Here is a 22389-nt window from a genome sequence, read left to right as displayed (position 1 = left end):
AGGCTGTGCCAATTTAATTATCTCAATAAAATCAACGCCTTAATGTCTTTCAAACAGAGAAATAGCGGCAAAGCGGCAAGGCTTTACCGCCTACGGGCAAGTAAGCGGCAAAGCCAACCGGATAGATTGCCGCCCCGCCGAACCCTAGGGCATGCCCGAGATTTCCATAACCCAGAAACGCAAACGGGAGGCCAAAGGCCTCCCGCTGCTGATACCAGACATGCCTCGCGGCTATTTGGCCTTGTAGATGATCCCAGGACTGCACTGCACCATCTGGTACTTGTCCGGCAGACCATTGAGCGCCTCGGATGCGCCAAGAAACAGATAACCACCTGGTTTCAACGTTGCATGAATGCGCGTGAGGATGTCTTTCTTCACCTCCGCGGAGAAGTAGATCAGTACGTTGCGGCAGAACACGATGTCGAATTTGCCCAACGCTGCATAGCTGTCCAGCAAGTTGAGCGGACGAAATTCGACACGGCTCTTGATCGGCGCCTTGACCTGCCAACGCCCCGGCCCCTTGGGATCGAAGTAGCGCTGCAAACGCTCCTGCGACAAACCACGCCCCATCGCCAGGCTGTCATATTCACCCGACTTGCAATTGGTCAGCATCGACGGCGATAGGTCAGTCGCCACGATCTGAATACCGGCCTTGAGCTGACCGAGGTTGGTGCGCTCGAACTCATCGATGGACATCGACAAGGAATAAGGCTCCTGGCCGGACGAGCAGGCCGCCGACCATATGCGCAGACGCTGGGCCGGATAGGCCTTGATCAGCTCCGGCAGCACACGGTTCTTGAGCACCTCGAAAGGATAGGTGTCACGAAACCACAGGGTCTCGTTGGTGGTCATGGCATCCACGACTTGCTCGCGCAGCCCCCCGCGCGGCTGGGTTTGCATACGCTGCACCAGCTCGCCCAGGGTCTTGATGCCGTTCTGTTCCATCAGCTTGTTCAGACGGCTGGAAACCAGGTACTGCTTGTTGCTACCAAGCAGAATACCGCAGGCCTTTTCCAGGAAAGTCCGGAACTGCTCAAAATCCAAATTACCTGAAGACACTAGTGCCGCCTCACCAACCATAACGTTCGCCGAAGGTCGCCCCTTCAGCCCCCATCCGATACACGAATGCGATCAACCACACGCGCCGCCAGATCATCTGGCTTGAACTTGGCGAGGAAGTCGTCAGCGCCGACCTTCTTCACCATCGCCTGGTTGAACACACCGGAAAGTGAAGTATGCAGGAGGATATGCAGCTTCTGCATGCGCGGATCGCTACGAATCTCCGTGGTCAGGGTGTAGCCGTCCATTTCCGGCATCTCGATGTCGGAAATCAGCATCAGCAGTTCCTTGTCGGGATACCGTCCCTCCTCCGCCATTTTCTTGAGGTAATTCAGCGCCTCACGCCCATCGTTCAGCGCAGTCACTTCGACACCGACAGTCTGCAGGCAGCGCGAAACCTGCTTGCGCGCCACCGAGGAGTCATCGACGATCAGCACGTGCTTGGTCACCGCCTGACTCTGCACCTGATCATCGATAACGCCGGCGGAGATCACCTCGGAGGTCGGCGCGACCTCGGCAAGGATCTTCTCGACATCGATGATCTCGACCAGCTGTTGATCGAGCCGCGTGACTGCGGTCAGGTAGTGATCACGACCAGTACCCTTGGGTGGTGGATGAATTTCCTCCCAGTTCATGTTGACGATACGTTCGACCGAACGCACCAGAAAGCCCTGAACCTTGGTGTTGTACTCGGTGATGATCACGAAGCTGGTCTTCAGATCTCCCAGCGGCGCACGGCCGGTAGCGATGGAGAGATCGAGAATCGGAATGGTGCCCCCACGAATATTGGCCACGCCCCGCACCACCGGACTGGACTTGGGCATGATGGTGAGGTTCGGGCACTGCAGCACCTCCTTCACCTTGAATACGTTGATACCGTAAAGCTGTGGGCCTTCCAGGCGAAACAGCAACAACTCCAAGCGGTTCTGTCCCACCAGCTGAGTTCGCTGGTTAACCGAATCCATCAACCCGGCCATGCCCGGACTCCTTCTCGTCTAGTAACGCCTACCCCGTTGAGCCTAGCAGGCGGCACGGGGCTTGCTTTGCATTGCTTATGAAACAGAGAACGTCATCATTCCGTCAGCTACTGGCAAAGTGCCTTGCCCCTTTATCCGTTTTACTCGCTTTGCCGACACTCGGCTACAGCGGTACGGCGGCGGCGACTTTCACCAGCACTGAACAACTTATCGGCGTCACCGAGGCCTTTCTTGAGCAGGCGACCACTGAATATCTACAGCGTAGCGAAATTCAGGGCCGCCATGAGATTCGCGTCAATCGCCTCGACCCGCGCTTGCGTCTGCCACTGTGCGATCAACCCTTGACTACGACGTTGGAAAGCCCGTCGCAGCCACTGGGCCGCGTCACCACACGCGTTCGTTGCGATGGCAGCGCGCCGTGGACAGTATTCGTACCAGCAGAAGTACGCCTGTATCGCCCAATCGTCGTGCTGACTCGCCCCCTTAAACGCATGAGCGTAGTCAAAGCTACGGATCTAAGCCTGGTTGAACGCGATGTTGGCCAATTGGGACAGAACTTTCTGACTGACATGAATCAGGCGATTGGCAAGAAATTGACGCGCCAGCTGGGTAGTGACCAGATTCTTCTCTCAAGCCACCTGCAAGTGGCCGAGGTTATCCGTCGTGGTGATCAGGTGGTGATTAGCGCTCGCGGCACCACCGTCAACGTGCGCATGCCGGGCGAAGCCCTGACAGACGGGGCTCCGGGTGAGCAGATCAACGTGCGCAACCTGCGCTCGCAACGGGTGGTGCGAGCCCGAGTGGTCGGGCCCGGGCAGGTAGAAGTGTCCATGTAGGCACGTTTCTTGTAGCGCAAAGGTCTGGCGATTCCCTACACTGTCCAATGACGCAATGAAATTAGTCCTAAAGTTTTCCCGGCAGCGGCCGAAAAGCATGGCAAGCGTCCACCATATCGTCCGAGGTTTTGCATCATGGTCATCGACTTCAACCGGCTGAACAATGCCAATACGCCCGCCAACACGGGACGTACCGGCGCGACTCAGGCTGGCAATCGCAATGAGTCGGCACAGCCGAACAAGGCGCCTGTCACCGGTACCGATGAACAAACCAACGCCAAGAGCGGTGAATCGGTACAACTGAGCCGTGAGGCACAACAGTTGCAAGCAATCGGCGAGAAGCTGCGTGATCAGCCCATCGTCAACAAGGAGCGTGTGGCCCAACTGAAACAGGCCATCGCCGACGGCAGCTATCAGGTCGACAGCAAACGCGTCGCCAATAAACTGCTCGACTTCGAATCCCAGCGCTAGTCTCAGGGCTGCGCTGGGGGTGTTGGACGCCCGACCCCCAAGAGCCCGCCATGCACGACACAGCCCTGCTTGACCTGTTCACCTCCGATATCGGCACCGCCGAGCAATTGCTTGAGCTGATCGATAACGAATTTCAGGCCCTCACCGAACGCGACCTACCACGCCTCGATAGCCTGCTCGGTGAAAAACAACCCCTTCTTGCCCTGCTCCAACAGCACGGCAACGACCGTAGCCGCCTCCTGCAGACTGCTGGTCTGAGCGCTGACCGCGACGGACTCCACGCTCTAGCAAACACATCCTCCGTTGGCGATCAGCTACTCGCACGCAGCGAACAACTCTCCACCTTGCTGCAACGCTGCCAGGAGGCCAACCTGCGCAATGGTCGCTTGATCCGCGCCAACCAGGCCTCGGTCGGTAGCGTCCTCGGCATTCTTCGCGGAGGAGAGACACCCGGCCTCTATGACAGCCGCGGTAGTGCCGCTAGAATCGCGCAGCAAAGACCGCTCAGCCAGGCCTGAGCCATCCCCCTAACAAGAAGCACAGGGACATGCAGGCACTCCGCCAGTATGCTAGTGCCGTTGTAGTTCATGACTCGGAGAGTTCCGACCTGTGTCCAGCGCGTTCAACGACGAGAGCGGCCCTCAGCCGCCCAAGGTGCTCAAGACATCCGTAGAGATCATTGCCACCCTGCGTCAATTGCAACAGAACCATGACCCCCTGATCATTCAGTTCAAGGGGCGTGGCCTGCGTTTCCAAAGCTATCTTGTCGAAATAGATAAAGACCGCGCTCGCGTAGCGCTGGACGAAATCATCCCGAATGACGGCGAACGCTTTCTCAAGCAGGGTGAAACCTTCAACGTCGAGGCGTTTCGTGACGGAGTGCGAATCGCCTGGACCTGTGATCACGACGTGCAACTCGGTGAACTCGAGGGAGCGCCCTGCTACTGGGCGCCGTTGCCCAGCGAAGTGATCTATCACCAGCGCCGCAGCGCCTTTCGTGCGCCGCTGAAACAGAGCGATCTGGTCAAGGTGGTGCTCAACGGCGACAAGCTGCGCGAGCCGCTACCTGGCCACCTGCTGGATATTTCGGCAACGGGCTGCAAGCTGCGCTTTGCCGGCAATCTCACCCAACAGCTGAGCAACGGCCAGGTGCATGAACGCCTCACCGCCTACCTGCCCTTCGGTAACATGACCTGCGCCGTGGAGCTGCGCCACGTGCAGTACGACGACAAAGTCGACATGACCTTCGTCGGCACACGCTTTCACCGCATGAACGGCCTGGAGCAGCGCCAGGTCGAGCGCTTCGTCTATCAGTTGCAACGCGAGGCGCGTCGCACCGAAAGCGACGGCCCCTTCTGAATCACGGCAGCCTCTACTGGGCTGCCTGTGCTTTCTGCTGATCTTCTTCCTCTGCCGCAGCAGCAGCGGGTTCCTGCATCTGCTCCTGCACCATCTGCTCATCCACTCTAGGATCGAGCGCAGCCACCAGCGGTGAACTGGTAACGTTACCGGGCATGGCCATATGGTGCAGCGGCGCATCATCGACCTGGTGCTGATGAGTCACCACTTCAGGGCGAATGCGCCAGACCAGGATCAGCGCGCAGACGCTGACGAACACATACAGCATGTTGGCGCCGTAAAAGCGCATCAGCACACCGGCAAGCAGCGGGCCGATACACGCGCCCACGCCGAAGGTGACTAGCAGCATGGCCGTCAATGACACGCGGCGCTCGGGCTCGACGTGATCATTGGCCAAGGCCACTGCCAGTGGGTAAAGACTGAACTGCATCAGGCTGACCAGAAAACCGACGCCGAACAACAAACCGAGGAAGACCTCCGGCAGTGCCGCCAGCGGCAAGGCAGCCAGCAACAGCAGGACCGAGCAGCCGCGAATCAGTCGCACACGATCATGCCGATCGGATAGCCAGCCCAGAGGCCATTGCACAAGCAGGCCTGCCAGAATGCAGCTGCCCATGAACAGACCCACCTGCTCGGTCGACAAGCCCATACGCGTGGCATACAGCGGCGCCAGACCATAGAAGGAGCCGATCAGTAGACCGGCTACAGAGATGGTGGTCAGCGACAGTGGCACACGACTGAGGAAGAAGCGCAGCTCCAGCGGTGCCGGATGCAACGGTGCCGGGTGCAAGCGCCGGGTCAAGGCCACTGGCACCAGGCACAGCGCGAAGCACAGGGCGACCAGCATCAGCAGTTCCAGCCCAAGGGTCGGATGTATCACCAGCGCCAGTTGCCCGAGGATCAAGCCCAGGTAGGAAGCCGCCATGTAACCGCTGAACACCAGACCACGCTGCTTGGCTTCAGCCTGTTCGTTGAGCCAGCTCTCGATCACCATGTACTGGCACATCATGCCCAAGCCCACGAGCATGCGCAGGAACAGCCATAACGGCAGCCACTCAAACAAACCATGGCCAAGCACCGCGGCTGTGACCACGCCGGCACAGGCCACGTACGCGCGGATATGCCCCACCCGACCGATCAGCCGATGCCCCAGTTTGCCGCCCAGCACCAGGCCGAAATAATTGGCCGCCATCAACGCACCGACCCACAAGCCATCCACCGTATCGGCCAGGCGCAGAGCCAGATAGGTACTGAGCAGGCCTGAGCCGAGCAACATCAACAGAGTGGCAAAGTACAACGAGCGGAATGACTTCCAGATCAGTCGCATTGGCGGGTAAAGCTCCTTGTGCGGTAACCGGGATCAGTGTCAGGCCTGCGCGGCGAGAACACGGCGCTCCCAGGGCGTTATTTCATCGTAGAAGCTGGTCAGCTCCAGGGTCTTGCTGGCGATGTAACCTTCGATGAATTCCGCACCGAACAGTTCGATTGCCAACTCGCTGCGTTTCAGACGCTCGATAGCGGCGTGCATGGTACAGGGTAGCGCCAATTCTTCCGGCACCTCGAACTCACCCTGGATCGGCGCGCTCGGTTGCAGCTCGCGTTCCAGGCCATGCAGCCCAGCCGCCAAGCTGGCAGCGAGGGCCAGATAGGGGTTGGCATCGGCGCCCGGCAGACGGTTTTCCACCCGTCGCGCGACAGGTGCGCTGGCAGGAATGCGCAGCCCAGCAGCACGGTTGTCAGCAGACCAGCAGGCATTGTTCGGTGACGCATAGGGATGGCACAGGCGCTGGTAGGAATTCACGTGCGGTGCGAACAGCAGGGTGAAATCAGCCATTGCAGCCTGCTGACCGCCGATGAAGTGATAAAAGGCCGGCGTGGCCTCACCATTGTCGGCAGTGAAGATATTACGGCCGCTACCCTGCTCTACCACGCTCTGGTGGATATGCATGGAACTGCCCGGCGTATGCGACAGCGGCTTGGCCATGCAGACCACGGACAGGCCATGCTTGAAGCCGACCTCCTTGAGCAGGTGCTTGAACAGGAAGGTCTGATCGGCCAACTGCAGCGCGTCGCCGTGCAGCAGGTTGATCTCGAACTGACTGACCCCCATCTCGTGCATGAAGGTATCGCGCGGCAGCCCCAGCGCCTCCATGCATCGATACACCTCGGCAAAGAACGGACGCAGGCCATTGCCAGAGCTGACGCTGAACGCCGAACCACCATCTTCGCGACGACCATCCAGCCCCACCGGTGGCTGGAAGGGCAACTGTGGGTCGGGGTTGGCGGCAAACACGAAGAACTCCAGTTCGGTCGCCACCACCGGCTGCCAGCCATGCGCGGCGTAACGTGCCAACACTCGTTTGAGCAGGCCGCGAGTGGACAGGCCGGAGCTGCGCCCGTCCAGCTCGTCCGCATCGCAGATGGCCAGCGCACGCGGCGACTCGCTCCAGGGTAGACGGTGAATCTGGCTTGGCTCGGCATTGAGCGCCAGGTCGCCGTCATCGCTGCCATAGAAGCGCGCCGCTGGATAGCCGCCCATGATGCATTGCAACAGTACGCCGCGAGCGAGCTGCAAACGTCGCCCCTCGAGAAAACCGGCCGCGGTCATCACCTTGCCACGCGGGACGCCATTGAGGTCGGGGGTTACGCAATCGATCTCGTCGATACCCTGCAGCAGGGTTTCCAGGTCGTGGCGGATGGCAGTGCTCATTATCTGTTGTCCTTGAATGACGCAAATACCGCTCTGTGGCGGCGCAGCGTACAAAATACGCATCAGTCGTTCGATATTTCAAGCAGGCGAAGCTTGCCGAGATGCGACACCGGCTTGCACCCTGTCGCCCAGTTGCCAGCGCCTGGCTCGAAGCCCCGCAAGGCTGTGCTAGAGTCGCGCGCTATTTTTTCGGCCCACCTCCCGAGGCGGTGTTGAAAGTCCTCTCGATCCAGGCTCAGCGCCACGTGCGCCGTGCTCAGCAACCAGAGAACCACGCGATGTCCCAAGCCATCCACCCTGCCCTGCAGCTTCTCAACCGCACCAGCCTGGTGACGCAGATCATCATCGGCCTGCTCGCAGGTATCGCCCTTGCCGTCATCGCCCCTCAGGCCGCCCTGTCGGTCGGTTTTATCGGCAGCGTGTTCGTCTCGGCGTTGAAGGCAGTGGCACCGGTGCTGGTGTTCATCCTGGTGATGTCGTCCATCGCCAACCATCAGCAGGGCCAGCAGACCCATATCCGACCGATCCTGGTGATGTACCTGATCGGCACCTTCAGCGCCGCGCTGGTAGCAGTGGTTGCCAGCTTTGCCTTCCCGTCATCGCTGGTGCTGAGCAGCCAGGCCGCTGAACTGACGCCGCCCGGCGGCATTGGCGAGGTGCTCAAGACCCTGCTGATGAACGTGGTCGACAATCCGGTCAACGCCCTGTTGAAGGGTAACTTCATCGGTATTCTGGCCTGGGCCATCGGCCTCGGTTTTGCCTTCCGTCACGCCAGTGCCAGCAGCAAACAGCTACTCGGCGATCTGTCCAACGGTGTGACGGCCATCGTCAAGCTGGTGATCCGCCTGGCACCGCTGGGTATCTTCGGCCTGGTCGCCGCCACCCTGGCCGAGTCCGGTTTCGACGCTCTGCTCGGTTACCTGCACCTGCTGATGGTGCTGGTCGGCTGCATGCTGCTGGTGGCCCTGGTGGTCAACCCGGCGCTGGTGTACTGGAAGATCCGTCGCAACCCTTATCCGCTGGTGTTCACCTGCCTGCGTGAAAGCGGTATCACCGCTTTCTTCACCCGCAGCTCGGCCGCCAACATTCCGGTCAACCTGCAGCTGAGCCAGCGCCTGGGCCTGCACGAGGAAACCTATTCGGTCTCGATCCCGCTGGGCGCCACCATCAACATGGCCGGTGCAGCCATCACCATCACCGTCCTGACTCTGGCTGCGGTGCACACGCTGGGCATCCCTGTCGACCTGCCAACCGCCCTGCTGCTGAGCATTCTGGCCTCGATCAGCGCCTGCGGTGCTTCCGGCGTGGCAGGCGGCTCGCTGCTGCTGATTCCGCTGGCGTGCAGCCTGTTCGGCATCCCCAACGAAGTGGCCATGCAGATCGTCGCCATTGGCTTCATCATCGGCATCGTGCAGGACTCGGCGGAAACCGCACTGAACTCCTCCACTGACGTGCTGTTCACCGCTGCTGCCTGCCTGGCGGAAGAACAGCGTCAAGCCTGAATTTCGGGGGCTCGTCCATCAGACGAGCCCACTGTCTGCTAGCAGTGCACGCAGCACAGCGGGCCCTATAGATCAGGGATACGGCAGGCAGCATAAAATTGATAACGATTAGCGTTTGAATTAAATTGACGCCCTTCGCAACCTCACAGCGGACGGTTTCATGTTCGAATTGCAAAGCGTCAGTTTCAGCATTCCTGAACGCACCCTGCTGCAGCCCTTGAGCCTGCACATCGATGCCGGACGCATGGTCGGCCTGATCGGGCACAACGGTTCAGGCAAATCGACCCTGATCAAATTGCTCGCCCGTCAGCAGTCGCCCAGCGCTGGACATATCCTGCTAGACGGCAAACCACTGTCAGCCTGGGGTCAACGCGATTTCGCCCGGCAGGTGGCCTACCTGCCTCAGCAGTTGCCGCAGACAGAGGGTCTGACCGTACGCGAGCTGGTGGGCTTCGGACGCTATCCCTGGCACGGTGCCCTTGGCCGCCTGGGCAATGAAGACCGCGCGCACATCGAGCGCGCCATGGACCTGACCGATACCGGCATGTTTGCCGATCGCCTGGTCGATCATCTGTCCGGCGGTGAGCGCCAGCGCGTCTGGCTGGCCATGTTGCTGGCACAAAACACCCGTTACCTGCTGCTCGACGAACCCACTTCGGCGCTGGATATCGCCCATCAGGTGGAAGTGCTCTCACGCGTCCACGACCTTAGCCGCGAGTTGGGCCTCGGGGTGCTGGTGGTGCTGCACGACATCAACATGGCTGCGCGCTATTGCGACCACCTGCTGGCTCTGCACAGCGGTCGCCTGCTGGCGCAGGGCAGCCCGACCGAACTGATGCATGGCGAGACCCTGGAGCGCATTTACGGCGTGCCCATGGGCGTGATGGCCAATCCGGCAGACGGCTCGCCGATCAGCTACCTGTGCTGAGCGGAGGCCACAGGTCGCCGGTATAAGGCAGAGGCTGATCGAGCAAGGGGCAGTTATCGCAATGCTCGAGGCTGTCCAGGCGATAGCGAATGCAACACACCCTGCGTTGACGCCAGAGGCCGTCGGGGCGCAGCGCTTGACTAACCTGCACATACTGAATCGGCCTGAACAGGGGGTTGCGAACGCCATCGGCACGCCGCTCCCGCTCCATCAGCTCGTGGCCGTGAACCAGTAGCGACTGGGGCAAGACCTTACCCATTTCACCTACGAACCATTCCAGGTAATTGCCCGCATTGCTCCACAGCACCTTGGGCGACAACCGTGTCTCCGTCGCCAGTATCTGGATAAACATCTGCAGATGCTCGGTCAGCTCGGCGAAACGCTGAAAGGCATCGGAGGGTGGCGCAGCAAACTGTTCACCATCGCCAGGCAACTTGAAGGCCAGTGGCAACCCCTGCTCATCCAGTACCACCTCGATGGCATCGAGCGCCAAGGGTAGGCGACGTCCCAACACCAGCGCGGCAGCGACCACCGGCGGAATCAGTCGAACCAGATAGTGCTTGGACCACTGCGAGGCCAGTGCTCGGCGATCCTGGCCGGTATGCAAAGGGTCGAAGCACTGCAAAACCTCATCGAGTTGAGCCGTTTGCAGGAGTCGGCGTACCGGCAGCGATGGCCGCGGGTCGTCGAAGGTGGTCAGTACGTCGCGATAACTCACAAACTCGCCAAAAAATAGCGGAGCGAGGGCAGCAATCATCGCCACCCCCTGCGAGCTCTAGAGAAACGACTCAGCACAATCGGCATCGGTCGAAGAAGCGCTCGCGACTCTGCACCATCAATGCGGCGCATTTGTGCGGGAAATCGAATTCCTTCTCCTGCCAGAAGCCCAGACGCTGCATGTGAGCAATCATTCGCTGATTGTCGGCACGCGGTTCGGCGACGATACGCTGGGTGCGCGGCTCATCCAGCAACAGATAATGCACCAGCGCCGATAGCCAGCTTTCCACCTTGTGCGGCCCGCGATGAGTCTCCTCGCCAACCAACATGTGGATACCTCGATCGTAGTCATCGACCGCATAGAAAGGTGCTATGCGATCCTCCTTGGCCCAGTAAGCCTCAAAATAGGCGAACGGCTGATCGTCGAAACACCCGATCAGAGTCAACACATGTGGATCAACCGCTAGCCGCTCCAGGTACTCACGGTGCTGCTCGAGGCTGCCCTGCTCCTGCCAGAACTCGGCCACCCGAGGGTGGTTCTGCCAGCGACTGAAGCGCTCCAGGTCGGCTTCGATATCAAGCGCACGCAGCGAGATCCAACTGCCCAGGCGCCTGTCGAAACGACGATACAGTTCGCCAGCGGGCTTCGGCGGACGTTGCGGATGACGCCGCCCATCGCTGAGCACGAAGCGTTGCGGATAGCTCTCGCTGGCCGCCCCGCGTCGCCAGGGCATGGGCAACTGCCAGAACATCGAACGCTGCACCTGCCAGAGGCCATCCGCCTCGGGACTGAGCAGCCCTCCTTGCACCAACGCAGCCGGGCAATCGTCCAACTGCAGCAATAGTCGCTGGCAGGCTGGATCGATCGCGAACGCCTGGTAGGCAAACGCCCAGACTGCAAGCGGCATATCGCCTCCCTGCAGCCACCAGACCTCGTCCTGACGCTCGGCACGCAACAGCGGCTGGCCATCGAGCAGCAGAGTCAACTCATGTGCGCCGCCATCGACTAGCAGCGTGCGCCCATCAGGCAGGGCCAGGGAAACACCGGACATGGACATCACCTCGAAAACCTCAAGACGAATGAAAGATGAAAATATTTAGTCGAACTCACTCAGGGATGGCCTGAAATAGCCGTCATTCCCGCGCAGGCGGGAATCCAGAACCCCGCAGCACCTGGACTCCCGCATTCACGGGAATGACAGTGTGGGGCTTTTTCAGAGTTTCCTCAGGCGCTTTCCAACGCCCGAGCCTGAGTCGAAATTGCCGCCGGCAAGTGCTCGAACAGCGATTGAGAGATCTCCTGAGCGCGCATCGGCAATACCGACAGCAAGGTGTCGCTCAGGCCGTGGCTGCTCTGACTGAACCCCTGCAGATAGATACCCGCCCTTAGGCGTGCATCGGTACGTACGCGGTAGTCGCGCTCGACGCGGAAGTCACCCAGGTATTCCTGCAGTGGCGCCAGCAACTCACGGTGAGAGTTGCGCTCGTAACCGGTGGCGAGGATCACCGCATCGTAGCGCCGGCTCTCCATGCCACCGGTGGCGCTGTCGCGCAGCGCCAACTCGATACCCTCGTCGCTGGCACGGGCGCTTTCCACCGTGCGCCGGCACAGGAAGCCATGACGCGCCTGTTTGGCCACCTTCTGCCGATAGAAGATGCCGTAGATACGCTCGATCAAATCCAGGTCGACCACCGAATAATTGGTGTTGTGGTACTCCTGAATCAGCTTTTCACGCTCGGCCTCAGGCTCGTTGAATACCAGGTCGGTGTAGTTGGGGGTGAATATCTCATTGACGAATGGGCTGTCGTCAGCCGGCTTGAGTACTGCCGCGCGTAGGATCATGTCCACCTGCACCGATGGGTAGCTGTCGTTAAGGTCGATGAAAGCCTCAGCCGCACTCTGCCCACCGCCAACCACGGCGATGCGCATCGGTTCGTGCCGAGTGCAGGGCTGGCTGGCCATGCGCTCCAGATAATGGGCGTGATGGAAAACTCGCGCATCATCACGCAGATGGGAGAAGGCCGAGGGAATCCGCGGAGTACCACCGGTGCTGAGGACGATGGAACGCGCCAGACGAAAGCGCTCGTTGCCCTGAGTGTCGACGGAGATCACCCGTAGTTGGTCGATGCCCTGGGCGCCGTACACCGGTTCGACGCGAACCACCGACTCGCCGTAGGCGCACTGATCTGCGAATTGCTGGCCGACCCAACGCAGGTAGTCGTTGTACTCCAGCCGGCACGGGTAGAAGGTTCCAAGGTTGATGAAATCGACCAGCCGCCCTTGCGCATGCAGGTAGTTGACGAAGCTGTAGGGACTGCTGGGGTTGCGCAGGGTCACCAGATCCTTGAGGAAGGAAATCTGCAATTCACTCTGGCTCACCAGGGTATTGCCGTGCCAGCGGTAATCCTGCTGACGATCGAGGAACAGCGCATGGTAAGCACGGCCTTCCCGCTCGGCCTGCTCCTGCAGGGCAATAGCCAGTGCCAGATTGGAGGGGCCGAAGCCGATGCCGAGCACGTCGTAGGTCGGAACGATCAACTGAGTCATGATGCCTGTGTCCTTTAGCCGTTTGCCACGAACAAGCCATGGGCCTGTCAGGGATAGTCCGCTTGCTCGGCCTGAAGGCGTGAGACTGCGGTCTTGAAGAAAAGACGAGGCAGGCGCTCAGAAATTTATAATCATTCTCATTATTGATACTTGATCGACAGCCGGATTTCACCCTGCCCGTTGACGCAGGCGTATGCGGCAATGCTTCATGGCGTTGACGACATGCTTCTCCACCATAGGGCGAGATATACCCATGCGCTCGGCAATCTCGGCATGAGAGCAGCCCTCCATCTTGCGCAACAGAAACACCTTTCGGCAAACCGGTGACAGTTCGTCCAAAGCCTGCTTCAACAGCCCCAGTTGCTGGGCCTGACTGGCCTGAATCTGCGGATCGCACGCGTCGACGAGCTCCTCATGCCCCAAAGACTCAAGCGGCTCGTCGGCGCGCACCTGGGCACGCCGGTGTCGGTCAACACTCAGGTTGATGGCGGTACGAAAAAGAAAGGCGCGCGGCTGCTCGATAACATCCATGGTCTTTCGCTCGAGCAGCCGCAGGAAGCTCTCCTGAGCCAGATCCGCAGCCGCCTGGCGATCACCGAGCGTACGACTGAGGTAACGGATCAATTCTTGGTAATGCTGTATCACAACGCTCTCTAAGCCCCTGGCGGAACCGCCCCGCGCAGGTTCCTGATGTGTCACGGCAACAGACACTTGCTGACAGCCTGGGTCAGCGGTACTTATAATCACTCGCATTTTTTGCAAATGAAAGCCTTGCAAAAGCCTGGGACGCCCGAATGATCGAGCAGCAATCCACCGATGAAGACGAGCGCCTCAGCGCCGAGGCGGCGTATTGGTGCGCGCGCCTGCATGACGTGGACTGCACGGCCGAGGAGCGCCAGGCCTTCGCTCGCTGGATAGCCGCTGCCCCCAACCACCAGCACGAATACGACGCCATGCTGGCGATCTGGCGACTGGCCGATCAACTAAGCCCGGCGCACGCCCCCACGCCTCGGCATGCACCAGCTCGCCCCCGCCGCCAACGAAGCGCATGGCGCGCCGCCAGAATGGCCACTGCCGCCATGCTGGGAGCCGTGACCATCTGGCTGGGCGGCTGGTCAGCCGGCCTGCTGCCGGCGCAAGCTGGCTACTACACGGCACAGGAAACCCCACGCAAAGTCATGCTGGCAGACGGCTCACGCGTTCAGCTCAACAGCAACAGCAGACTGATCTTCGCCACCTTCCGCGACCGCCGCAGTGCCTGGCTCAAGAGTGGCAGCGAAGGCTACTTCGAGGTCGCCCACGACAGCGAACACCCCTTTAGCGTACTGACCGACAATGGCCAAGTACGTGTCACCGGCACCCGCTTCAATGTCTGGACAGACGACCAACAGATGCTAATCAGCCTGCTCGAGGGCGCCGTGGTGGTCAGCCCGCCGAAGGGTGTCCAGGGTAGCCAGGCACAACTTTCTCCCGGCATGCAGGCGCGCTATCGCCAGGGTAGCAGCCAGATCGACGTGGAACAGGCGAGTACCGCCAGTGCTATTGCCTGGATCGAGGGCAAACTGGTATTGGATGACCTGGCACTGAGCGTCGCCCTACCACTTATCAACCGCTACCTTGAGCAGCCAGCGCGCCTGGGCGACGCAGCCAGTGGTAACTTGCGCATCGGTGGCATCTATCGTACCGATGACCTCAAGGCGCTGATCGAATCGCTACCAACCGTGCTGCCCATCGAAATCAAACGCCACGATGACGGCGGTCTGATTCTGAAAAGCCGCTACGCCTCACTCTAGATGGACGCGCCATGCGCATCGAGATGAACAATACCGCTCGCGCCTGAAGCGAAGTGAGCGCTGCCAGACACCCATCCTCGGTTTTCTTTGAGTTTTCTCCCGCCTTATCCGTCTTAACAGGAACGATTCGGGTTTGCAGTCATTTCGATTGCAGCCGCATCGCCCTCGTTTTCCGGCGCAGCCTGCGCCGAGCCTCAGGACTGGATGATGCAGACACCTCCGCAAAGTACCTTCCGCGAACTCTTCCGGCTGTTACGCCCGTTCGCCCCACAACTCGCCGCTGCCACCCTGCTGGGCGTGCTCGGCGGCGCTAGCATCACGGCGTTGCTGGCCACCATCAACTACAGCCTGCACTCTGACGAAGGTATGCAGAGCGCCCTGCTGCTGGGCTTCGCCGGCTTATGCCTGCTGGCGCTGGTCGGCTCGATCATCTCCGACATCGGTACCAATTATGTCGGCCAACACGTCATCGCCAGGCTGCGCAAGGATCTGGGCAGCAAGATCATCTCGGCACCGATCGACCAGATCGAGCGCTACCGCAGCCACCGCCTGATCCCGGTGCTGACCCACGACATCGACACCATTAGCGACTTCGCCTTCGCCTTCGCGCCACTGGCGGTGTCACTGACCGTCACCCTCGGCTGCCTGGGCTATCTGGCCTCACTCTCGCTGCCCATGTTCCTCACCACCGCCTTGGCCATCGTAATCGGCAGTGCCATTCAGTACGTGGCGCGCAGCAAGGGTATCCGCGGTTTCTTCCAGGCCCGCGACGCTGAAGACGACCTGCAGAAGCACTACCGTGCCATGGCCGAGGGCGCCAAGGAACTGCGCATCAGCCGTCCGCGCCGTTTCCAGCACTACAGCGAGCGCCTGCAGGGCACGGCCGAACGCATCTGCGACATCCAGATCCGATCGATCAACCTGTTCGTGATTGCCAAGGGTTTCGGCTCGACCCTGTTTTTCATCGTCATCGGCGTGGCCCTGGCCTACCAGAGCTTCTGGCCAAGCACCGACAAAGCGACACTGAGCGGCTTCATCCTGGTGCTGCTGTACATGAAGGGCCCCCTGGAGCATCTGGTCGGCCAGTTGCCTATCGTCAGCCGCGCCCAGGTTGCCTTCCGCCGCATCGCCGAGCTGTCACAGCGCTTCTCTTCGCCGGAACCCAACCTGCTGCTGCGAGACGACGGTCGCAGCGCGCCGCCGATGCAAGGCATCGAGCTGCGCAGCCTGCACTATCGCTACCCCACCGAAGACGGCGGCGAAGGCTTTGGCGTTGGCCCGGTGGATCTGCACATCCGCCCCGGTGAAATCCTCTTCATCGCTGGCGAGAACGGCTGCGGCAAAACCACCCTGATCAAATTGCTGCTGGGCCTCTACGTACCCAAGGGCGGTACGTTGCTGCTCAACGGCGAGCAGGTGACGGACGCCAATCGCGACGATTACCGCCAACTGTTCACCACCATTTTCGCCGACTATTTCCTGTTCGAGGACCTGCTCAAGGGTAGCCAGGACATACCAGCGGAAGCCAACCGCTATCTGGAACGCCTGGAGATCGCCCACAAGGTCAGCCTGGACGACCATAACTACTCGACCACCGACCTTTCCACAGGCCAGCGCAAGCGCCTGGCGCTGGTCCAGGCCTGGCTGGAGAAACGCCCGGTACTGGTGTTCGACGAATGGGCTGCCGATCAGGACCCCGAATTTCGCCGCATCTTCTACACCGAGCTGCTGCCAGAGCTTCGGGCCCAGGGCCGCACCTTGATCGTGATTTCCCACGACGATCGCTACTTCCACGTTGCCGACCGCCTGCTGCAGATGGCCTCCGGGCGGATCGTTTCGCTTCAGGAACAGCACCGGGACACCACTGAGCCCGCCATGGAAGACGCCCCCGCCGGGTAAGGCGCGGGCAAAGCATAAATGTGAAATTTATTTTCCGGTTTCTTCTTACTCGCGCGTCTTAAAGCAAATCATTCTAATTAAAACCAACACTACACAGATTATTCAGGAGTACAGCAGTGCGTTCATCCAGCTCTTTCTCTACGTCCGCAAACACGCTCAAACCTCTGGCTCGCCTGGTCCGTGCCACCGCATTCGGTCTGGCTCTTGGAGCCTCTGCTCCGCTGCTGGCCGAGCCTGTACACATCGACCTGCCCGCACAACCGCTGGCCTCGGCGTTGACCAGTTTGGGGGCGCAGACTGAACTGCAGATACTGTTCAATCCGGCTCAACTCAGCCGTCTGCGCAGCAATGCAGTCGTGGGCGAGATGGAGGCTCTGCAGGCACTGGACGCCCTGCTAGAAGGTACCGGTGTGCGTTATCAACTCGACGGCAACCGCGTCAGCCTATTCACCAGCGCGGGCGACAATGCCCTGGCCCTGCCCGAGCAGGTAATCGAAGGGCGTAGCGAAGGACAGAACAGTTTCGTACCCAAAACCAGCAACAGCGCCAGTAAAACCAATACCTCAATTCTCGAGATACCCCAGTCGGTATCGGTGATCACTCGCGCCCAGCTCGAAGCCCAGGGCGCCCAGAGCGTTACCGAAGCGCTGCGCTATGTGCCGGGGGTCAAGGTGGAGACATATGGCCTCGACCCGAAAGGCTACGATTGGCTATTCATTCGCGGTTTCAACGGCCAGAGCACCAGTGATTACCTCAACGGCCTGCGTCAGCAGAACAACGACTACGCCTTGTTTCGCAGCGAGCCCTATGCACTCGAACGAGTCGATGTGGTTCGCGGCCCTGCTTCAACCCTGTTCGGCCAGGGTGATGCCGGCGGCGTGATCAACCGGGTGAGCAAGAGACCTACCACCAACCAAGTCAATGAGGTTCAGCTCACTGCCGGCAGCCATGAGCGTCGCCAGGGCCAGTTCGATGTTGGTGGCGCGTTCGACGATCAGGGCCAGTTTCTCTACCGCGTCGTCGGTCTATACCGCGAAGCCAACACCCAGGTGGAGTATGACGATGGCCATGAGCTGGAAGATGATCGCCAGTACATCGCACCGTCCTCCACCTGGGCGCCGAACGAGGACACCAGCCTGACCCTGCTTACCGACTTTCTGCGTGATCGCAACGGCGGCAGCCTGTTCGTCTACACCAAGCCCAACGGCCACACCACCGATACGCTGCTCGGTGACCACAGCTTCAACCGCTTCGACCAGGATCAGTACAACCTCGGCTACGAGTTCCGCCACCGTTTCAACGATGCGCTGGAGTTCCGCCAGAACCTGCGCTACGGCCAGGTGGACCTGACGTTCAACAACCTGTTGCCGGCACTGATCGATACCGCAAGCGGTACGGTGTTCCGCGCGGCGGATCGCCGCTTACAGCATCTAAACACCTTCGCCGTGGACAACCAGCTGCAGGCCGACTTCAACACAGGCTCGATCCGCCACACGCTGCTCACCGGCATCGACTACAGCTGGCAGGACGCCGACATCAAGTTCTATCGCAACATGCCGTTGGGCGCCGGAGGCGTGACACCACCTCTGGACGTGAACAACCCTGTCTATGGCCAGCCGATTCAAACGCCAAACGCAGGTAACTCGCAGACTCGAGCTGATTACGACCAAACCATCGAGCAACTCGGCGCCTACGTTCAGGATCAGATCCACTTCGACGACCATTGGCTGCTGACCCTGGGTGGACGCCATGATCGCGTGCGTAACGACTTCGACAATAATATTCAGGGCGGCCGATCCACCAACCAGAAGGATGATGCCTTCACCGGCCGCGTTGGCCTGACCTATGTCACCGACTTCGGCCTGGCACCCTATATCAGCTACGCCGAATCCTTCGCGCCCAATAGCGGGGTCAGTCGCCTGGGTAACACCTTCGACCCGAGCGAGGCCAATCAATGGGAAGTGGGGGTGAAGTACCAGCCGCATGATGACCTGCTGCTGACCCTGGCCGCCTTCGATCTGATCAAGACCAACATCCTGACCGCCGAGCGTGACAGCAACGGCGCTACCACGGGTTTCAACGTTGCCGAAGGCAAGCAGCGCTCGCGCGGCATCGAGGCCGAGGCTCGCCTCAAGCTTGACGAACACTGGGATATCCTTGGTTCGTACACCTACACCAAGGCGCAGATCACCCGTAGCAATGACAATAACCAAGGTAATCGTCCGGCCAACGTGCCGGAACACATGGCTTCGGCCTGGGTGAACTACAACTTCACCAATGGCTCGCTGCAGGGCCTGACCCTTGGCGCCGGCGCCCGCTACGTTGGCTCGATGTACGGCAACAACGCCAACACCTTCGGCGCCGACAGCTACACCCTGTTCGACGCGTCGGCCAGCTACAAACTGACGCCACAAGTCACGCTGGCCATATACGCGCAGAACCTGCTTAACGAGGAATACACCGCCACCTGCGACTCGGCCACCAGTTGCTATCTCGGCCTGGAACGCAACCTGATGACCAGCGTCAAGTACAGCTGGTAACCAGATGCAAAGCCCGGCACCGCCATTGGCGGTGCCGGGCTTTTGCTTGCCGACTAATCAGGCTCCTGCGGGAGCCTTGCGCGTATCTGGAGAAGTCCTTGCCAGCCTCAACGAACCTTGCCCACCGACTACTGAAACGCCGCCAATTGCTTCAGGCCATGGCCATCGGCGGACTGGCCCTCGGTTGCGGCTTGCCATTGCGGGCCGAACCACTGCAGCGCGTGGTCGCCATCAACTGGGCTGCGGCCGAAACCCTGCTGACTCTCGGCGTGGAGCCACTGGCTATTTCCGATGTCGGCTACTACCGACGGCGCATGCCCGCGCCCCCCTTGCCGCAGACCGTGCGTGATATAGGCCCATTCTGGGAGCCCAATCTCGAATTGCTGCATCAATTGAGTCCGCAACTGATCCTCAGCGATGCCCTGCCCAACAGCGTATTACGCGCGCTCAGTGACATCGCACCGACCGAGGTGGTGAACATCTTCCCCACCGAAAAGGGCGTCTGGAACAGCGCCAGCGCCTTCATGCAGCAGTTGGCCGAGCGCCTGCACCTGAGTGATCGCGCTGACGTTTATCTACAAGCTGCTGAGCAGCGCTTGGAGGCGCTACGCGCTCGCTTGGCACAACGCCCACAGCCAGCGCTGTACATCGCCGTGCTCAACCAGGATGGCCGCCACGCCACGGTCTACGGCCAGCACAGCATGGCCCAGGACGTGCTCCAGCGACTGGGGCTGCGCAATGCCTGGAGTGGTCCGAGCAATGCCATGGGCTTCAGCCTCACCGGTATCGAACGCCTCAGCGAACAACCTGATGCCCATCTGCTGTACATCGAAATTCCCACCACATCGGCGCGCCTGCAGAGCCTGCGTCAGCCCAATGCCTTGTGGAACAACCTGCCAGCAGTACGCCGCAATCAAACTCAGGCACTGGGCAAATTCTATCCCTATGGCGGCGTGGCCTCGTTCCTCAGCCTCGCCGAGCGCATTACCGACTATCTGGACAACCAGGAGGTGCGCCATGGCTGAGTCACTGAGCCTGCCCGTGCCCCCCCCCCGGCACAGCCTGGGCTCGGCGCTGTGCACCCTGATCATCGCAACGCTGGCTGCACTGCTGGTGTGGCGCGGGCTCAATGGCCTGCTACCGCGCGAGCTGTGGTGGCAGGCGTTGTGGTCACCGGATCGGGACAGCCCCAATCAGGTACTGCTGCATTTCAGCTTCGCGCCACGCCTGCTGGTCAGCCTGATGGTCGGCGCCGCCCTCGGTCTGGCCGGCACCCTGTTCCAGCAGATTCTGCGCAACCCGCTAGCCGAGCCGGTGACCCTTGGTGTCGCTGCCGGTGCCAACCTGGCGCTGTCGGTCACCACCATCTGGGCACCGACGCTGCTGATCCATGGCCTGGAGGCAGTGACCCTGGCAGGGGCCGGGCTGGCCACCCTGGCCCTGTTCAGCTTCGCCTGGGGCCGCCAGTTGTCGCCGCTGCGTTTCATCCTGGCCGGCATGGTGATCAGCCTCTACTGCAACGCGCTGAACGCCCTGCTGGTGCTGTTCAACCACGACTACCTGATCGACCTGCTGCTATGGCAGGCCGGCTCGATCAACCAGAGTGGCTGGGACGGGGTGCTCTACCTGGCGCCACGCCTGGCCATCGCCGCCACGCTCGCCGTGCTGCTGATTCGCCCACTGGCAGCGCTCGGTCTGGAAGACCAGAGCGCTGCCAGCATCGGTGTGTCGCTACGCACCACCCGTGGCCTCGGCCTGCTGATCGCGGTGGCGCTAAGTGCCTTCGTCACCAGCGTGGTCGGCATCATTGGCTTTATCGGCCTCGCCGCGCCGGCCATCGCGCGCATGACAGGGGCGCGTACCCTGCGCCAACGGTTGCTGTGGGCGCCTCTGCTCGGCGCCGCGCTGCTGTGCTTGGTGGATCAATGCGCACGCGAGCTGTCGCGTCTGGTCGGCGAAGTACCGGCCGGCATCCTCACTGCGGTGTTCAGCGTACCGCTGCTGCTGTGGCTGCTGGCCCGCCAGCGTAGCGGCAGTATCCAGCCGCACAGAACGAGCATTGGCCAGCCCACAGCGCATCCGTGGCGACCTATCCTGCTGATTGCCGGACTACTGGTCGTACTGCTGATACCAGCGGTGTTTTTGGCCAAAGGGCTGCACGGCTGGCAATGGGCCGAGTTCAGCGAGCTGCACTGGCGCCTGCCACGCGTATTCGGCGCCCTGGCCGCCGGCGCCATGCTGGCCATGGCCGGGCTGCTGGTACAACGCCTGACCGGTAACCCCATGGCCAGCCCGGAAGTATTGGGCGCCAGCTCCGGCGCGGCACTGGGCGTGCTGGTGTTGTTCCTGCTGGTACCGCAACCGCAGGCGCTGATGCTACCAGCAGCCAGCCTGGGCGCCCTGCTGACCCTCGCAGCTCTGCTCTGGTTCGCCTGGCGCAGTGCCTTCAGCCCTGAACGTCTGCTGCTCACCGGGGTGTGCCTGACCACCTTGATGGGCGCGTTGAGCACCTTACTGATGGCCAGCGGCGACCCACGCATGACCGCGCTGATGAGCTGGATGACCGGCTCGACCTATCAGGTCGATGCCACTGCCGCCACGACTGCCATGATCATGGCCGTGCTGCTGGGCGCTGCGGCGCTACTGCTGGCACGCCCACTCGACCTGCTCGGCCTGGGCAACGGCACGGCGGCGGCGCTCGGTCTGCGTCTGCGTGCCAGCCACCTGGGCATCCTGCTGCTGGCCGCCCTGCTCACCGCCGCATCTACCCTGATGGTCGGCCCTCTGAGTTTCGTCGGCCTGATCGCCCCGCATATCGCCCGCCACCTCGGCGTGCGCCGTGCGCTGCCGCAACTGCTGCTGAGCGCGGGTGCCGGCGCACTGATCATGCTGTTGGCCGACTGGCTGGGGCGCAACCTGGCCTATCCATGGCCGGTTTCCGCCGGGTTGCTGGCTGCCTTCATCGGCTGCCCATACTTTCTCTGGCTGATGCAGCGCGAACGTCGCAGCTAGCCAGCTGGTGCGCGCAGCGTTCCCTACGGGAAGGCGTT

General features: G+C 61.1%; 19 protein-coding genes. 11 read left to right on the top strand and 8 right to left on the bottom strand.

Going from position 1 to position 22389, the window contains the following annotated elements; genetic code table 11:
* Positions 1 to 231 precede the first annotated feature (231 nt).
* Positions 232 to 1059: a protein-glutamate O-methyltransferase CheR gene (cheR, locus tag BM059_RS05590; RefSeq protein WP_037002972.1), complete on the bottom strand. Its 828-nt coding sequence runs from the start codon at positions 1057 to 1059 to the stop codon at positions 232 to 234.
* Positions 1060 to 1103: 44 nt separating this feature from the next.
* Positions 1104 to 2036, bottom strand: coding sequence for a chemotaxis protein CheV (locus BM059_RS05585; RefSeq protein WP_037002941.1), 933 nt, complete (start codon positions 2034 to 2036; stop codon positions 1104 to 1106).
* Between the two features lie 77 nt (positions 2037 to 2113).
* Here BM059_RS05585 and flgA point away from each other — a divergent pair, with 77 nt between their 5' ends.
* The 4 genes from flgA (at position 2114) to BM059_RS05565 (ending at position 4702) form a co-directional block, all read left to right on the top strand.
* Positions 2114 to 2872 carry a flagellar basal body P-ring formation chaperone FlgA gene (gene flgA, locus BM059_RS05580; protein ID WP_074937315.1) on the top strand — a complete coding sequence of 253 codons (759 nt, stop codon included), beginning with the start codon at positions 2114 to 2116 and terminating at the stop codon, positions 2870 to 2872.
* Positions 2873 to 3007: 135 nt separating this feature from the next.
* The gene (gene flgM, locus BM059_RS05575) at positions 3008 to 3343 is read left to right on the top strand and encodes a flagellar biosynthesis anti-sigma factor FlgM (RefSeq protein WP_037002943.1); all 336 of its coding nucleotides are present in this window, start codon (positions 3008 to 3010) and stop codon (positions 3341 to 3343) included.
* Between the two features lie 50 nt (positions 3344 to 3393).
* A complete protein-coding gene (locus BM059_RS05570; protein ID WP_037002944.1) occupies positions 3394 to 3861 on the top strand; it encodes a flagella synthesis protein FlgN in 468 nt (155 codons plus the stop codon).
* 91 nt (positions 3862 to 3952) lie between these two features.
* On the top strand, positions 3953 to 4702 hold the full coding sequence (locus BM059_RS05565; RefSeq protein WP_037002945.1) for a flagellar brake protein: 750 nt from the start codon (positions 3953 to 3955) through the stop codon (positions 4700 to 4702).
* Positions 4703 to 4715: 13 nt separating this feature from the next.
* Here BM059_RS05565 and BM059_RS05560 read toward each other — a convergent pair whose 3' ends face one another.
* Both BM059_RS05560 and BM059_RS05555 read right to left on the bottom strand, forming a co-directional pair.
* Positions 4716 to 6029 (bottom strand): MFS transporter, encoded by a 1314-nt coding sequence (locus BM059_RS05560; RefSeq protein ID WP_037002946.1) that lies wholly within the window; start codon positions 6027 to 6029, stop codon positions 4716 to 4718.
* 39 nt (positions 6030 to 6068) lie between these two features.
* On the bottom strand, positions 6069 to 7412 hold the full coding sequence (locus BM059_RS05555) for a glutamine synthetase family protein (protein ID WP_074937314.1): 1344 nt from the start codon (positions 7410 to 7412) through the stop codon (positions 6069 to 6071).
* Between the two features lie 278 nt (positions 7413 to 7690).
* Between BM059_RS05555 and sstT the strand changes: the two genes are divergently transcribed.
* Positions 7691 to 8914, top strand: a complete 1224-nt coding sequence (gene sstT / locus BM059_RS05550; RefSeq protein WP_074937312.1) for a serine/threonine transporter SstT — start codon at positions 7691 to 7693, stop codon at positions 8912 to 8914.
* A gap of 160 nt (positions 8915 to 9074) precedes the next feature.
* Positions 9075 to 9842 carry an ATP-binding cassette domain-containing protein gene (locus BM059_RS05545; RefSeq protein ID WP_074937310.1) on the top strand — a complete coding sequence of 256 codons (768 nt, stop codon included), beginning with the start codon at positions 9075 to 9077 and terminating at the stop codon, positions 9840 to 9842.
* Here the strand turns inward: BM059_RS05545 and fhuF are convergent.
* The 4 genes from fhuF to BM059_RS05525 form a co-directional block, all read right to left on the bottom strand.
* Positions 9826 to 10560: a siderophore-iron reductase FhuF gene (gene fhuF, locus BM059_RS05540; protein WP_341864718.1), complete on the bottom strand. Its 735-nt coding sequence runs from the start codon at positions 10558 to 10560 to the stop codon at positions 9826 to 9828. The two genes, BM059_RS05545 and fhuF, sit on opposite strands and share 17 nt — an antisense overlap.
* A 70-nt stretch (positions 10561 to 10630) precedes the next feature.
* Positions 10631 to 11611, bottom strand: a complete 981-nt coding sequence (locus BM059_RS05535; RefSeq protein WP_074937438.1) for a GNAT family N-acetyltransferase — start codon at positions 11609 to 11611, stop codon at positions 10631 to 10633.
* Between the two features lie 173 nt (positions 11612 to 11784).
* Positions 11785 to 13107, bottom strand: coding sequence for a lysine N(6)-hydroxylase/L-ornithine N(5)-oxygenase family protein (locus BM059_RS05530; RefSeq protein ID WP_074937306.1), 1323 nt, complete (start codon positions 13105 to 13107; stop codon positions 11785 to 11787).
* Between the two features lie 168 nt (positions 13108 to 13275).
* On the bottom strand, positions 13276 to 13860 hold the full coding sequence (locus tag BM059_RS05525; protein ID WP_083413234.1) for a sigma-70 family RNA polymerase sigma factor: 585 nt from the start codon (positions 13858 to 13860) through the stop codon (positions 13276 to 13278).
* Between the two features lie 41 nt (positions 13861 to 13901).
* On the opposite strand from BM059_RS05525, the gene BM059_RS05520 reads away from it, so the two are divergent.
* From BM059_RS05520 to fhuB, 5 genes are all read left to right on the top strand, one after another.
* Positions 13902 to 14900: a FecR family protein gene (locus tag BM059_RS05520; RefSeq protein ID WP_074937304.1), complete on the top strand. Its 999-nt coding sequence runs from the start codon at positions 13902 to 13904 to the stop codon at positions 14898 to 14900.
* 207 nt (positions 14901 to 15107) lie between these two features.
* Positions 15108 to 16799, top strand: coding sequence for a cyclic peptide export ABC transporter (locus BM059_RS05515; protein WP_179527324.1), 1692 nt, complete (start codon positions 15108 to 15110; stop codon positions 16797 to 16799).
* A gap of 116 nt (positions 16800 to 16915) precedes the next feature.
* On the top strand, positions 16916 to 19339 hold the full coding sequence (locus BM059_RS05510; RefSeq protein WP_074937298.1) for a TonB-dependent siderophore receptor: 2424 nt from the start codon (positions 16916 to 16918) through the stop codon (positions 19337 to 19339).
* Positions 19340 to 19437: 98 nt separating this feature from the next.
* Complete coding sequence (locus tag BM059_RS05505) at positions 19438 to 20364, top strand: ABC transporter substrate-binding protein (RefSeq protein WP_244154382.1); 927 nt, start codon at positions 19438 to 19440, stop codon at positions 20362 to 20364.
* Positions 20357 to 22351 carry a Fe(3+)-hydroxamate ABC transporter permease FhuB gene (fhuB, locus tag BM059_RS05500; protein WP_074937293.1) on the top strand — a complete coding sequence of 665 codons (1995 nt, stop codon included), beginning with the start codon at positions 20357 to 20359 and terminating at the stop codon, positions 22349 to 22351. Before BM059_RS05505 ends, fhuB begins: the two co-directional genes overlap by 8 nt.
* The last annotated feature ends 38 nt before the right edge of the window (positions 22352 to 22389 follow it).

This window comes from Ectopseudomonas composti, assembly GCF_900115475.1.
Lineage (GTDB): Bacteria > Pseudomonadota > Gammaproteobacteria > Pseudomonadales > Pseudomonadaceae > Aquipseudomonas > Aquipseudomonas composti.
The sequence above is the reverse complement of the archived record's forward strand: the minus strand, read 5'-3'. Positions and strand labels throughout refer to the sequence as shown.

Bases quoted from the DNA above. Each gene is read 5' to 3' on its own strand.
- BM059_RS05585 (WP_037002941.1), bottom strand. From the start codon at position 2,036: ATGGCCGGGTTGATGGATTCGGTTAACCAGCGAACTCAGCTGGTGGGA.
- flgA (WP_074937315.1), top strand. From the start codon at position 2,114: ATGAAACAGAGAACGTCATCATTCCGTCAGCTACTGGCAAAGTGCCTT.
- flgM (WP_037002943.1), top strand. From the start codon at position 3,008: ATGGTCATCGACTTCAACCGGCTGAACAATGCCAATACGCCCGCCAAC.
- BM059_RS05570 (WP_037002944.1), top strand. From the start codon at position 3,394: ATGCACGACACAGCCCTGCTTGACCTGTTCACCTCCGATATCGGCACC.
- BM059_RS05560 (WP_037002946.1), bottom strand. From the start codon at position 6,029: ATGCGACTGATCTGGAAGTCATTCCGCTCGTTGTACTTTGCCACTCTG.
- BM059_RS05555 (WP_074937314.1), bottom strand. From the start codon at position 7,412: ATGAGCACTGCCATCCGCCACGACCTGGAAACCCTGCTGCAGGGTATC.
- sstT (WP_074937312.1), top strand. From the start codon at position 7,691: ATGTCCCAAGCCATCCACCCTGCCCTGCAGCTTCTCAACCGCACCAGC.
- BM059_RS05545 (WP_074937310.1), top strand. From the start codon at position 9,075: ATGTTCGAATTGCAAAGCGTCAGTTTCAGCATTCCTGAACGCACCCTG.
- BM059_RS05535 (WP_074937438.1), bottom strand. From the start codon at position 11,611: ATGTCCGGTGTTTCCCTGGCCCTGCCTGATGGGCGCACGCTGCTAGTC.
- BM059_RS05530 (WP_074937306.1), bottom strand. From the start codon at position 13,107: ATGACTCAGTTGATCGTTCCGACCTACGACGTGCTCGGCATCGGCTTC.
- BM059_RS05525 (WP_083413234.1), bottom strand. From the start codon at position 13,860: ATGCGAGTGATTATAAGTACCGCTGACCCAGGCTGTCAGCAAGTGTCT.
- BM059_RS05520 (WP_074937304.1), top strand. From the start codon at position 13,902: ATGATCGAGCAGCAATCCACCGATGAAGACGAGCGCCTCAGCGCCGAG.
- BM059_RS05515 (WP_179527324.1), top strand. From the start codon at position 15,108: ATGCAGACACCTCCGCAAAGTACCTTCCGCGAACTCTTCCGGCTGTTA.
- fhuB (WP_074937293.1), top strand. From the start codon at position 20,357: ATGGCTGAGTCACTGAGCCTGCCCGTGCCCCCCCCCCGGCACAGCCTG.